This is a genomic window from Sphingomonas sp. 10B4, assembly GCF_035019905.1.
GTDB lineage: Bacteria > Pseudomonadota > Alphaproteobacteria > Sphingomonadales > Sphingomonadaceae > Sphingomonas > Sphingomonas glacialis.
Genome location: NZ_JASJVC010000006.1, coordinates 53422 through 66557, shown reverse-complemented (window position 1 = coordinate 66557; position 13136 = coordinate 53422). Strand labels below are relative to the sequence as shown.

The 13136-nt window shown below is 64.6% G+C and carries 14 protein-coding genes; 13 read left to right on the top strand and 1 reads right to left on the bottom strand.

Features of this window, described 5'->3' with window-relative positions; genetic code table 11:
• Positions 1-2: 2 nt before the first annotated feature.
• From rpsE to QN347_RS03225, 13 genes are all read left to right on the top strand, one after another.
• Entirely contained in the window at positions 3-749 is a 747-nt protein-coding gene (gene rpsE, locus QN347_RS03285) for a 30S ribosomal protein S5 (RefSeq protein WP_133189625.1), read from the top strand.
• Positions 750-754: 5 nt separating this feature from the next.
• Entirely contained in the window at positions 755-931 is a 177-nt protein-coding gene (gene rpmD, locus QN347_RS03280; protein ID WP_010164564.1) for a 50S ribosomal protein L30, read from the top strand.
• A gap of 265 nt (positions 932-1196) precedes the next feature.
• Positions 1197-1739: a 50S ribosomal protein L15 gene (gene rplO, locus QN347_RS03275; RefSeq protein ID WP_010185512.1), complete on the top strand. Its 543-nt coding sequence runs from the start codon at positions 1197-1199 to the stop codon at positions 1737-1739.
• A 259-nt stretch (positions 1740-1998) separates the two neighbouring features.
• Positions 1999-3351, top strand: a complete 1353-nt coding sequence (secY, locus tag QN347_RS03270; RefSeq protein WP_133189623.1) for a preprotein translocase subunit SecY — start codon at positions 1999-2001, stop codon at positions 3349-3351.
• A 42-nt stretch (positions 3352-3393) separates the two neighbouring features.
• Positions 3394-4044, top strand: coding sequence for an adenylate kinase (locus tag QN347_RS03265; protein ID WP_322162735.1), 651 nt, complete (start codon positions 3394-3396; stop codon positions 4042-4044).
• Between the two features lie 234 nt (positions 4045-4278).
• Positions 4279-4971, top strand: coding sequence for a response regulator transcription factor (locus QN347_RS03260; protein ID WP_189675328.1), 693 nt, complete (start codon positions 4279-4281; stop codon positions 4969-4971).
• Positions 4968-6323, top strand: a complete 1356-nt coding sequence (locus QN347_RS03255) for a sensor histidine kinase (RefSeq protein ID WP_189675327.1) — start codon at positions 4968-4970, stop codon at positions 6321-6323. The genes QN347_RS03260 and QN347_RS03255 overlap by 4 nt, the downstream gene beginning before the upstream one ends.
• Before the next feature lie 28 nt (positions 6324-6351).
• Positions 6352-6948, top strand: coding sequence for a Uma2 family endonuclease (locus tag QN347_RS03250; protein ID WP_322162736.1), 597 nt, complete (start codon positions 6352-6354; stop codon positions 6946-6948).
• A 152-nt stretch (positions 6949-7100) separates the two neighbouring features.
• Entirely contained in the window at positions 7101-7469 is a 369-nt protein-coding gene (rpsM, locus tag QN347_RS03245; RefSeq protein WP_010185518.1) for a 30S ribosomal protein S13, read from the top strand.
• A gap of 55 nt (positions 7470-7524) precedes the next feature.
• Complete coding sequence (rpsK, locus tag QN347_RS03240) at positions 7525-7914, top strand: 30S ribosomal protein S11 (protein ID WP_010164557.1); 390 nt, start codon at positions 7525-7527, stop codon at positions 7912-7914.
• Positions 7915-8009: 95 nt separating this feature from the next.
• The gene (locus tag QN347_RS03235) at positions 8010-9074 is read left to right on the top strand and encodes a DNA-directed RNA polymerase subunit alpha (RefSeq protein ID WP_133189613.1); all 1065 of its coding nucleotides are present in this window, start codon (positions 8010-8012) and stop codon (positions 9072-9074) included.
• Between the two features lie 238 nt (positions 9075-9312).
• Entirely contained in the window at positions 9313-9735 is a 423-nt protein-coding gene (rplQ, locus tag QN347_RS03230) for a 50S ribosomal protein L17 (RefSeq protein ID WP_133189611.1), read from the top strand.
• A gap of 77 nt (positions 9736-9812) precedes the next feature.
• Positions 9813-11939, top strand: a complete 2127-nt coding sequence (locus QN347_RS03225; RefSeq protein WP_322162738.1) for a prolyl oligopeptidase family serine peptidase — start codon at positions 9813-9815, stop codon at positions 11937-11939.
• A gap of 64 nt (positions 11940-12003) precedes the next feature.
• On the opposite strand, the gene QN347_RS03220 is transcribed toward QN347_RS03225, so the two are convergent.
• A complete protein-coding gene (locus QN347_RS03220) occupies positions 12004-13134 on the bottom strand; it encodes a 50S ribosomal protein L11 methyltransferase (protein WP_322162739.1) in 1131 nt (376 codons plus the stop codon).
• Positions 13135-13136: the final 2 nt, after the last annotated feature.

The following is a 13136-nucleotide window of genomic DNA, read 5'->3' as shown; positions in this document are numbered from 1 at the left end:
TTATGGCTGACGACAACATTCCAAACGAAATCGCAGCGTCGCCCGACGGCGCACCGGTTCCGCAGCAGGAAGCGCCCCGTGGTCGTGGTGGTCCTGGTGGCAACCGTGGCGGCCCTGGCGGCGGTCGTGGTCCTGGCGGCGGTGCGAACCGTGGCGGCCGTGACAACCGTGGCGGTCGCGACAATCGCGGTCGTGGCGGCCCTGGCGCCGACGATGGCGGCGAAGAGCTGATCGAGAAGCTTGTTCACATCAACCGCGTCTCGAAGACGGTCAAGGGCGGCAAGCGCTTCGGCTTTGCAGCACTCGTCGTCGTCGGCGACGGCAAGGGCCGGGTCGGCTTCGGTCATGGCAAGGCGCGCGAAGTGCCGGAAGCCATCTCGAAGGCGACGGCTGCTGCCAAGAAGGCAATGGTCCGCGTTCCGCTCAAGGAAGGCCGCACGCTGCATCATGACGGCAACGGTCACTTCGGTGCCGGTCTCGTGACGCTGCGCTCGGCACCTGCCGGTACGGGCATCATCGCTGGTGGTCCGATGCGCGCCGTGTTCGAATCGCTCGGCGTCGCCGACGTCGTGACCAAGTCGGTCGGCACGTCGAACCCCTACAACATGATCCGGGCAACCTTCGAGGCGCTGACCTCGCAGGTTTCGCCGAAGTCGGTTGCACAGCGTCGCGGTAAGAAGATTGCCGACCTGCTGGGCCGTGGTGGATCCGAGACTGCCGAGGCCGATGCGGCCGCGGTTGTGGAGTAAGCGACATGGCAACCATCAAGATCACGCAGACCGGTTCGCCGATCCGCCGCGAGGCCGACCAGCGCGCAACGCTGATCGGCCTCGGCCTCAACAAGATGCACAAGACGCGTGAGCTCGAGGATACCCCCGAAGTCCGGGGCATGATCCGCAAGGTCGCGCACATGGTGAAGATCGAGGCGTAATCCTCGATCTGAACAAGCCCTCTCCCGCCTTTGCGGGAGAGGGTCGGGTGAGGGCCTTCTTCTTCTGTTCCAAGCGAGCAGAAAAAGAAGGCCCTCACCGACTACGATTAGGCCCGCCTGAAGTAGGCGGACCAAGTCTCCGTTGCCTCTCCCGCAAGCGGGTGAGGTTATTGGGGCTAGTCGGATATAGACAAACTCGGGTCAGGGGGCTAACGGCCCCCTTCTCCATTTTATCAGCGCGACAAAAGCGAAAGCGAGTGCACACATGAAACTCAATGAAATCCGCGACAATCAGGGCGCGCGTAAATCCAAGATGCGCGTCGGCCGTGGTATCGGTTCGGGCAAGGGCAAGACTGCCGGTCGTGGCCAGAAGGGCCAGAAGAGCCGTGAAGGCGTTTCGATCGCAGGCTTCGAGGGTGGCCAGATGCCGCTCCACATGCGTCTGCCTAAGCGCGGCTTCAACAACATCTTCGCCAAGGACTATGCCGAGGTGAACCTCGGTGCGATCCAGGCTGCGGTCGATGCAGGCAAGATCGAAGCCGGCGCGACGCTCGACCATGACGCGCTCAAGGCCGCTGGCCTGGCGCGTGGCGGCAAGGACGGCGTCCGTCTGCTCGCCAAGGGCGAGATGACGGCAGTGCTCAGCTTCACCGTTGCCGGCGCGTCGAAGGGCGCGATCGAGGCGGTCGAGAAGCTCGGCGGCAAGGTCGACGTGATCCACGTCGTGCCCGCAGCTGAAAAGGCTGCCGCCAAGAAGGGCGTCAAGTATCGCGAGCGCAAGGCGCACAAGGAATCGTTCAAGGCCTGAACGCTTCGGGCCTGAATTTCCCAGGTCTGTGCTCTCCTCCGTCACCCCCGCGAAAGCGGGGGTCCCGCTTCTCTTTTAGCGTACGCTAGAAGAAGCGGGATTCCCGCTTTCGCGGGAATGATGGAAGGGTGCATCGGCGGGAAATATAACCGCAAGGTTAGACAAGCCCGTACGGGCCCCTATATGAGCGGCGGGGGGCGGTAACGCTTTCCGCCGTTTTTTGTTTCCTGACACCTGAGTTACCGGGACGATACGCAGCATGGCATCCGCAGCCGACCAGATGGCTTCCAGCATCAGCCTGTCGAAATTCGCACAGGCGACCGACCTCAAGAAGCGGCTGTGGTTCACCATCGGCGCGCTGATCGTCTTCCGCCTGCTCAGCTACGTGCCGCTGCCGGGGATCGACCCGACCGCGCTGACCGAGCTCGCGAATCGCACCAGCGGCGGCGTGCTCGATTTCTTTAACGCCTTCTCGGGCGGCTCGCTCAAGCGCGCCAGCCTGATCGCTTTGGGCGTCACCCCGTACATCACCGCTTCGATCGTGGTGCAGCTCGCGACCTCGCTGTCGCCGACGCTTGCCGCGATCAAGAAGGAAGGCGAGAGCGGGCGCAAGAAGCTTAACCAGTACACGCGCTACGGCACCGTCGCGCTTACGATCATCCAGGGGTATTTCCTCACGCTCGGCTTCCAGAGCCAGGGCGTGGTGGTCGATCCCGGCCCGATGTTCATCGTCGGCTCGATCGTCAGCCTGGTCGGCGGCACGATGTTCCTGATGTGGATCGGCGAGCAGATCACCGCGCGCGGGATCGGCAACGGGATGTCGCTGATCATCATGGCGGGCATCGTCGCCAACTTGCCGACGACGCTCTACAACCTCGCGCAGGGCGGCCGCGCCGGTAACCTCAACGGCTTCACGATCATCGCGATCGCAGTCGCGGTTGCGGGCCTGATCCTGTTCATCTGCTTCATGGAGCGCGCACAGCGCCGCATCCTGATCCAGTACCCCAAGCGCCAGACGCAGCGCGGGATGCAGTCGGACCGCAGCCATCTGCCGCTGAAGATCAACACCGCGGGCGTGATCCCGCCGATCTTCGCTTCGTCGCTGCTGCTGATGCCGCTGACGGTGATGCAGCTTGCGGGCAAGCAGACCGCTGGCGCCAAGGAAACCTGGTATGGTGATCTGGTCATCACGCTCAACCAGTATCTCCAGCACGGCAGCCTGGTGTACATGCTGCTGTACGGTGCCGGCATCGTGTTCTTCTCGTTCTTCTACACCGCCGTGGTGTTCAACCCGGAAGAGACCGCCGACAATCTCAAGCGGCATGGCGGGTTCATCCCCGGCATCCGTCCCGGCAAGAACACCGAGAATTATTTCGACTATGTGCTGACGCGGATCACCGTGATCGGTGCCGGCTATCTCGCGATCATCTGCCTGTTGCCCGAATATCTCGTGTCGGCGCTGGCGATCCCGTTCTACCTGGGTGGCACTAGCCTCCTGATCGTGGTCAACGTAACGATGGATACGGTGACGCAGATCCAGAGCCATTTGCTTGCGCATCAATATGGCGATCTGATCAAGAAGGCGAAGCTGAAGGGCGGGCGTCTGCGCTGAGCGCGACGCCGCCGAAGAGCGGGTCGAAGAGGGGATTGTGGCGTGAATATCATTCTGTTGGGGCCTCCGGGCGCGGGTAAGGGCACCCAGGCGAGCCACCTCGAGGCGACGCGCGGGATGATCCAGCTCTCGACCGGTGACATGCTGCGTGCGGCGGTAAAGTCGGGCAGCCCGGTGGGCTTGCAGGCCAAGGCCGTGATGGAGGCGGGCGAGCTCGTCTCCGATGCGATCGTCTCGGGGATTATCGACGAGAAGCTGGCTTCGCTTGACCCTTCGCAGGGCGTGATCTTCGACGGCTATCCGCGGACCGCGGCGCAGGCGGAGCAGCTCGACACGATCCTCGCGGGCCGCAGCCGCACGCTCGACAAGGTGATCGAACTTGAGGTCGACGAGGACAAGCTCGTTGCGCGGATCGTCGGCCGGTACACCTGCGCGGTATGCGGTGCGGGTTATCACGACCATTTCAAGCAGCCCAAGCTCGCTGGCACCTGCGATGTCTGCGGCAGCCAAGAGTTCAAGCGTCGTCCCGACGACAATGAAGACACCGTTCGCACGCGCATGGCCGAATATCGCGCCAAGACCGAGCCGATCATCCCGATCTACCAGGCACGTGGCCTGCTCGCGCGCGTCGACGGCATGGGCGAAATCGGTGCCGTGACGCACGCGATCGAAGCGATCCTCGACGCCGCCTGACCGCGGCGACCGCTTCGGTCCCCGATTCAGTCCAAATGACGATTTCGTCACCTCGCCGTCACCGCCGTGGCAGCCGCGCGGCGCCATACGGTGTGCATCGCCGAGTGCATGCGGCGGGAAGATTTGACGAGATCGGCACTCGCACTCCCGGGAGTGTCGTTGGCTGGCGGAAGGCTTGCTTTCCGCCAGCCTCATTTCATTCTAGGCACGAGGAAACCGCCCGGAATGCCACCTATGTCGCGTAAAATCCTGATCGTCGAAGACGATGCCTCGACCGCCGCCTATCTCGCCAAGGGGCTGGGGGAGGCGGGCTATGTCGTGCAGACCTGCGGCGATGGTCGCGACGGGCTGTTCCTGGCGAGCGAAGGCATTTTCGACCTGATCGTCGCGGATCGCATGCTGCCCGGCCTGAACGGGCTGGCGATGCTCGGCGCGATCCGCGCCGCAGGCGTCGCGACCCCCGCCTTGATCCTCTCTGCGCTCGGCACCGTCGATGACCGTATCGATGGGCTGAACGCCGGCGCCGACGATTATCTCGTCAAACCCTTCTCGTTCGCCGAGCTGACCGCGCGGATCGACGCGATCTTCCGGCGCGTCGACCGCGGCGGCGCCGAGGGGCAGCCGACCAAGCTGTCGGTTGGGGACCTCGAGATCGACCTGCTCGCGCGCAGCGTCGTCCGGCAGGGGCGAACGATTGCGCTTGGCGCGCGCGAGTTCAACTTGCTCGAATATCTCGCGCGCCACGCCGGGCAGGTGGTGACGCGCACGATGATGCTCGAGAAGATCTGGAACTATCATTTCGACCCGGGATCGAACGTCGTCGACGTCCATATCGGGCGGTTGCGGCGCAAGCTCGAGGAAGGCTTTAGCGCGCCGATCCTGCATACCGTGCGCGGCGCGGGGTATCGGTTGTCGACCGAGCCTTGATCCGGCTTTCGGTCACCGCGCGGATCGCGCTGCTCGCGATCGGGCTGGCGCTGATCTCGAACCTCGTGCTCGTCGGGTTCGTGTGGAAGCTCGTCCATGACGACGCGATCGACGCGGTGCGGCGCGACACGATCGAGGAATCGGATGCGCTGGTCGCGGTCTATCGCACGGGCGGCCTGCCGGCGCTCGTCCGCGCGATCGAGGATGCGCAGGCGCCGAGCGATCCGACCAGGATCGTGATGGTCGTCGCCGCCGACGGCCGTCGGCTGGCGCAGGTCGGTCCCGCGATCGGGCATGTCGGGCGGGCACCTTCGATTGGTTTCCATATAGGGCAAGTCGGCGATTCGATGCCGTGGTCCGAACGCGAGGCTGGCTACGCCGTGCGCCAGATCGGGCCCAATCGGCTGGTCAGCGGGCATCTGCTCGACGATTGGGAGGCCGAACAGCGCGGCATCGAACGCGCGCTGGCCGCCGCGACGCTGCTGTCGCTCGCGCTGGGCGTCGGGGGCGGTCTCGTCGTCACGCGCTATGTCGGGCAGCGGCTCAACCGCGTCACCGACGTGATCGAGGGGGTCGCCGAGGGCGATCTGTCGCGCCGCGTTCCCAATGCGGCGAGTGGCGGGGACGCGTTCGACCGGCTCGCGCTGCGGCTCAACGCAATGCTCGACAAGACCGAACGGCTGATGACCGAATTGCGGATCGTCACCGACGGGCTCGCGCACGATCTCCGCTCGCCGCTCGCGCGGCTGCGCGCAAAGGCCGAGGCGGCGGTGTTGCAGGCCGACCCGGCGCAGCGCGAGGCGGCGATGGGCGGGCTGTTGATCGAGACCGATCTGGTGATGCGGATGCTGTCGACGATGATCGAGATTACCCGCGCCGAATCGGTGCCGCGCGACCGGCTCGCGCCGATCGATCCCGCCGCGTTGATGGAAGAAATCGCCGAATTGTACGCGCCAGTCGTCGAGGATGCAGGAATGCGCTTCGAGGCGGTGATCGAGTCCGGCGCGCCACGCATCGTGCTGCACCGCGAATTGATGACGCAAGCGCTCGCCAATCTGATCGACAATGCGCTGCGCCACGCCGGGGCGGGCGGGGCGATCACCTTGCGGCTGGCGATCGCGGGCGGCGAGGCGCGCTTCCAGGTCGAGGATCGCGGGCCCGGCATCGCCGAGGCAGACCGCGCGCAGGCGCTGCGCCGCTTCGGGCGACTCGACAGTGCGCGCAGTCTGCCGGGGGCGGGGTTGGGGATGGCGCTGGTCGAGGCGGTCGCGCGGTTGCACGACGGGCGGATCGCGCTGGGCGACAATGCGCCGGGGCTGGTCGCAGCAATCGTCGTGCCGGTGACGTTGTGATAACGGGCGGTTTTTGGTAAGAAAGGCCATGGGTGCCGAGCAAGCCATTCGAGCCGCCAATGCTTCCGTGGAGGATGGCGATCCTGTTCGTCATCTGATCACCGTCGATGAATTTCTGATCTTGGACGAAGCGGGGGCTTTCGAAAATGTCGGACGCGTGCAGCTCATCGATGGTGAGATCTTCGTCATGAACGCGGTTCATCGCCCGCACGCCAAAGCGCAGGCCGAGATCTTGATTGCCATCAGCCTCGGTGTGCGAAAGTTGAAAGCGAACCTCACGGCTTATGCACCCGTTTCGACGCACCTCGACGATCACAGCCTGCCCGAGCCTGATGTCGTCGTAGCAACGGTCGAAGACGATCGTTTCGTCTCGCGCGACTCGGTCCGGCTTGCGGTCGAAGTGTCGAGCAGTTCGCTGCAGTTCGACCTCGGACGAAAGGCCCGCCTGTATGCGCGGACGGGTGTCCCCGAATATTGGGTCGTCGATGTCGTCGCTCGAAAGATTATCCGAATGGCGGGCCCGGAAAACGAAACCTACGCGCAGCGCGACGAGTTTGCATGGGGCGCTCCGGTGCCGTCTGCGACCATCCCCGATCTGCTCGTCGACACTACAGCGCTCGCTTGACAGCACCCGAGTCGGGGCTTAGCGAGTCTCTATTCCGAAACACCGGTCTCCGGCGGCGCTGTTTGCGTGCGCCGGTGTCGTGCGTTACGGTATTCAACGCGTCGAGATGGGGTCTGCAGCCATGCAGCCCCGTGGAGCAGGAGAAAAAGTTCATGGCACGTATCGCCGGGGTCAACATCCCGACCAACAAGCGCGTCGTTATTGCGCTCACCTACATTCATGGCATTGGCAACACCAAGGCCAAGGAAATCGTCACCAAGCTGAATATCCCGATGACGGCGCGTGTGCAGGACCTGACCGATCAGGAAGTGCTCCACATCCGTGAGGCGATCGACGCCGATTACACCGTCGAAGGCGATCTGCGTCGCCAGGTTGCGATGAACATCAAGCGCCTGATGGATCTCGCCTGCTATCGTGGCCTGCGCCATCGCAAGGGCCTGCCGGTTCGTGGCCAGCGCACGCATACCAATGCGCGCACCCGCAAGGGCAAGGCTAAGCCGATCGCCGGTAAGAAGAAGTGAGCTTGAGCCGCGGGTGACCGCGGCTCGCTCCTCGTTCAGGATTTAGGATTTCAAAATGGCACGTGAACCACAGCGCATTAAGCGGCGCGAGCGCAAGAACATCACCTCGGGCGTCGCCCATGTGAACGCAAGCTTCAACAACACCATGATCACGATCACCGATGCCCAGGGCAACGCGATTTCGTGGTCGTCGGCCGGCGCAATGGGCTTCAAGGGCTCGCGCAAGTCGACTCCGTACGCAGCGCAGGTCGCTGCCGAAGACGCCGGCAAGAAGGCTGCCGAGCACGGCGTCCGTACGCTCGAAGTCGAAGTGAAGGGCCCGGGTTCGGGCCGTGAGTCGGCGCTTCGCGCGCTGCAGGCGGTCGGTTTCCAGATCACTTCGATCCGCGACGTGACTTCGATCCCGCACAACGGCGTGCGTCCTTCGAAGCGTCGTCGCGTCTGATTTCTCTCGGGCGTGCGCGGTTGATCGCGCTGCACGCCCGGGATTCGTAATTGGTCGGCATTGCGCAGTGCCGACCCAAAACCAAGGGATAGCCTATGTCCGTCAATGCAAAGAACTGGCAGGAACTGAAGAAGCCGTCCGGCCTCGAGAAGAAGTCCGGTGATGGCAAGCGCAAGGCAACCTTCGTCGCCGAGCCGCTGGAGCGTGGTTTCGGCCTGACGCTCGGCAACGCGCTGCGTCGCGTTCTGCTGTCGTCGCTGCAGGGGGCAGCGGTCACCTCGATCAAGATCGAGAACGTGCTGCACGAATTCTCGTCGCTTGCCGGCGTTCGCGAAGACGTGACCGACATCGTGCTCAACGTGAAGCAGATCGCTTTGCGCATGCAAGGCGAAGGGCCCAAGCGCCTCCAGCTCTCGGCAACGGGTCCAGGTGCGGTCACGGCTGGCGACATCGCGGTGACGGGCGACATCGAAGTGATGAACCCCAAGCTGGTGCTGTGCCACCTCGACGAGGGCGCGACGCTCAACATGGAATTCACCGCTGACGTCGGCAAGGGCTATGTCGCTGCCGTCGCCAACCGTCCGGCCGATGCGCCGATCGGCCTGATCCCGGTCGACGCGCTGTATTCGCCGGTCAAGCAGGTGAGCTACAAGGTCGAGAACACCCGCGTCGGGCAGGAGCTCGATTACGATAAGCTCACGCTGACGATCGAAACCGATGGCACGATCACGCCTGAGGACGCCGTTGGTTACGCAGGACGCATCCTGCAGGACCAGCTCGCGCTGTTCGTCCACTTCGACGATTCGTCGGTGACGCGTTCGGCTCCGATCGGTCACGCTGCTCCGGCGGCTGCGGCTGGCGAAGTGTCGGGCGACACGCAGCAGATCAACCGCTATTTGCTCAAGAAGGTCGACGAGCTCGAGCTTTCGGTGCGCAGCGCCAACTGCCTCAAGAACGACAACATCATCTATATCGGCGATCTGGTCCAGAAGACCGAAGCCGAGATGCTGCGCACGCCGAACTTCGGCCGCAAGTCGCTCAACGAGATCAAGGAAGTGCTGTCTTCGATGGGGCTCCGCCTCGGGATGGAAATCCCGGGTTGGCCGCCTGAGAACATCGAAGAGATGGCGAAGAAGCTCGAGCAAGAGATTATGGGTTGATTTCACACCGGCGCATCCTGCGCCGGAGATGAAATCGACCCGGCCGGCGGGCCGCTTGGCCCGTCCGACGACGCGGCTTCGCCGCGGCGGGCTCGAGTAGAAGAAGACCCTCACCCAACCCTCTCCCAGGAAGAATGGGAGAGGGCTACGGTCAGCAAGACGGCGATGGGTGGCGGCCATAACGGCCACCTGGTCTGGGGTACCTCACACGGCCCCCTAACGAACGAAGGAAATCACCATGCGTCATCGCGTAGGCGGTCGTAAACTGCAGCGTACCTCGGCACATCGCATTGCGTTGTTCCGCAACATGTCCGCTGCCCTCATCAAGCACGAGCAGATCACCACCACCGTCGCCAAGGCGAAGGAACTGCGCCCGTACATCGAGAAGCTGATCACGCTCGGCAAGAAGGGTGGTCTCAGCAACCGCCGCCTGGCGCATGCGCGGCTGCTCGACGATGCGCAGCTGATCAAGCTGTTCGACGTTCTGGCAACGCGCTATGCCGATCGCAACGGCGGCTACACCCGCGTGATCAAGGCCGGCATCCGTATGTCGGACGCGTCGCCGATGGCGGTGATCGAATTCGTCGACCGCGACGTGAGCGCCAAGGGCCAGGATTCGGGCCCGGTGATCGTCGACGGCGAGTATGACGAGGCCGCATAAGCCTTAGTTGCTTTGCAGGTTGAGAAAAGAGTCGCGCTCGGTAGAGTGCGGCTCCTTTTTCCGTTTCGGAGCCCTACATGCGCTTGACCCTGCCGCTGATCGCTCTCGTTCTCGCGGCCCCCGTGCAACTACAGGCCCAGACCATGCAATATCCCGAGACCCGCCGTGTGCCACAGGTCGACGAACAGTTCGGCGTCAAGGTCGCCGATCCGTATCGCTGGCTCGAGAACGATGTTCGGACCGATGCCGAGGTGGCGAAGTGGGTCGCCGATGAGAACGCCGTCACCAACGCCTATCTGGCGACGTTGCCCGGTCGCGACGTCTTTGCCGCACGGTTGAAGCAGCTGCTCGATTACGAGCGCTTCGGCGTCCCGGTGAAGAAGGGCGGTCGCTATTTCTACACGCGCAATGCCGGGCTGCAGAACCAGGCGGTGCTCTATGTGCGCGACAGCGTCGATGGGGCGGGCCGGGTGCTGGTCGATCCCAACGGCTGGTCGAAGGACGGCGCGACGGCGCTCGCCGAATGGACCCCGTCCGAGGACGGCCGCAAGCTGCTCTACGCGGTGCAGGACGGCGGCACCGACTGGCGTACCGTAAAGGTGCTCGACGTCGCGAGCGGCGGCATCAGCGACCAGATCGACTGGGTCAAATTCTCGAGCCTGTCATGGGCGAAGGATGGCTCGGGCTTCTATTATTCGCGCTTCGCCGCACCCGCCCAGGGTGCCAAGTTCCAGGCGCTCAACGAGAACCAGCAGGTCTATTTCCATAAGCTCGGCACGCCGCAGAGCGCCGACTCGCTGATCTATGCCACCCCCGACCGGCCCAAAATGGGCCATGGCGCGATCGTGACCGACGACGGCAAATGGCTCGTCATCACGACGCATGAGGGCACCGACAACCGCTACGAGATCACCGTCATCGATCTCACCGCGCCCAAGCTCGCGCCGCGCACGATCTTCAAGGGGCTGCAGAACCAGTGGACCTTCGCGGGCAATGTCGGCGGCAATTTCTACTGGCTGACCAACAAGGATGCGCCGCGGCTGCGGATCGTCGCGACCAACCTCTACGCGCGCTCGGCCGAGGTGCCCGAGCATGAGGTGGTGCCACAGGGCAAGGACGTGCTCGACGGCGCGTCGATCGTCGGCGGCAAGCTGCTGCTGTCCTATCTCGCCGACGTGAAGAGCGAGGTCCGTCGCTACACGCTCGACGGCAAGCCCGATGGCGTCGTCCCGCTCCCCGGGATCGGCGATGTCGGCGGCTTTGGCGGCGACCCCGACGATCCCGAGACCTTCTACGCCTTCACCAGCTTCGCCACGCCGACGACGATCTATCGCTACGATGTCAGCACGGGCAAGGCGACGCCGTGGGCGGCGCCCAAGGTCGCGTTCGATCCGTCGCGCTATGCGGTCGAGCAGCGTTTCTATGCGTCGAAGGACGGGACCAAGGTCCCGATGTTCATCGTCAAACGCAAGGACGTGACGGGCCCCGCGCCGACGCTGCTCTATGCGTACGGCGGCTTCAACATCTCGGTGACGCCGGCGTTTTCGGCGACGCGGATCGCGTGGCTCGAGCAGGGCGGGGTGTTCGCGGTCGCCAACATCCGCGGCGGCGGCGAATATGGCAAGCCGTGGCACGACGGCGGCCGGCTCGCCAACAAGCAGAACGTGTTCGACGATTTCATCGCCGCGGGCGAGTATCTGAAGGCGCAGCATATCACCGGCGCGGATCAGCTCGTCATTCAGGGTGGATCGAACGGCGGTCTGCTCGTCGGGGCGGTGACCAACCAGCGGCCCGATCTGTTCGCGGCGGCGCTGCCAGCCGTTGGCGTGATGGACATGTTGCGCTTCGACCGCTTTACCGCGGGGCGTTATTGGGTCGACGATTATGGCTATCCGTCGAAGGAAGCCGATTTCAAGACGCTCTATGCCTATTCGCCGTATCACAACATCCGGCCGGGCAAGCCGTATCCGGCGATCCTGGCCGAGACGGCGGATACCGACGACCGCGTCGTGCCGGGGCATACGTTCAAATATACGGCCGCGCTGCAGGCGGCCGACCTCGGGCCGAAGCCGCGGCTGGTGCGGATCGAGACGCGCGCGGGGCATGGGTCCGGCAAGCCAACCGACAAGGTGATTGCCGAGACGGCGGATGCGTGGGCGTTCGCGGCGAAGTGGACCGGGTTGCAGGTGAAGCCGGTAGAATAGCGCGCAAGCCCCTCCCCTTTAGGGGAGGGGTTGGGGTGGGGAAGTTTGGGCGCGCGGGTGCCCGTTACAGCCCCACCCCCAGCCCCTCCCCTGAAGGGGAGGGGAGCTCTGTCGCGCCCGCGTTTTCGCGCCACACCAGCAACTGGTGCCCGTCATGCACCCCCACGACGCGCACCGCGGTCCCCGCCGCCAGCTCGAGCGGCACATCGAACGGGTAATATTGCGCCCCCCAATGCGATTTCGCATCGGGGCCAGGCCGGTTCTCGTAATCGACGACCTCGTCGAGCTGCAGCCGGATCCACTGCACGATCCCGCCGATCGGTCCGCCCTGTGCGACGAGCGTCGCCGCACCGTGATGCGGCTCGCGCGCCGCCTCGCCGGTAAAGTCGAACGACAGCAACGCCGCCGGATCGCTTTGCAACGTGAGCGTCGCATCGCTCACCGCAACGTTGCGCGGGACCTGCGTCAGCGCGTTGAAGCCGCCGAGATCGAAGCCCGCCACCATCGTCATCCGGTGCTCCTCCGCCGCCGACCAGCTGCCGAGCGCGATCATCACGTCGCCGCCCGCCGGGATCATCTGACCGCCCGGCGCGAGCAGCCGCGTCGCGGCGTCGGCGAGCGTCTTGAGCACACCCTCGGCCAGCAAATTGTTCGAGACGATCTCCGAGACGATCACGTCGGCGCGGCCTTCGAGATCGGATTCAACGTCGAGCTCGGTCGAATTGCCCGTCACCACGCGCACGCGGTCGGCAAAGCCGTTCGTCGCCACGATCTGTCGCGCCATGTCGGCGATCGCGGGATTTTCCTCGCATGCGACGACGCGCCCGGCGCCGGCGCGCGCTGCCATCATCGAGAGCAGGCCGCTCCCTGCGCCGATGTCGAGAACATGCGTGCCCGGCGTCACCGCGCGGCGGATCGCGGCGTCGAACGCAGCGTTGCGCGGTTCGTCGCGCAGCATGTTGAAATGCCAGCGCGGGACGCTCTGGCCGATCAGTTGCTGCGTCCGTGCGGCGACCTCGACATCGTCGGGCTCGTGCGTGCGCGCTTGCATCGCAAGCGGGTAGACGCGCCCACGCAGGCCGATCTTCGCAGCGAGCCCGGCAAGCCCTGCGAGCTTGCGCCCGTCCTCGCCGGCGGCAACGACCATCGGCTCGAATCCGGCGCGCGCTGCGGCTTTTAAATAGGTGTCGGTCATTT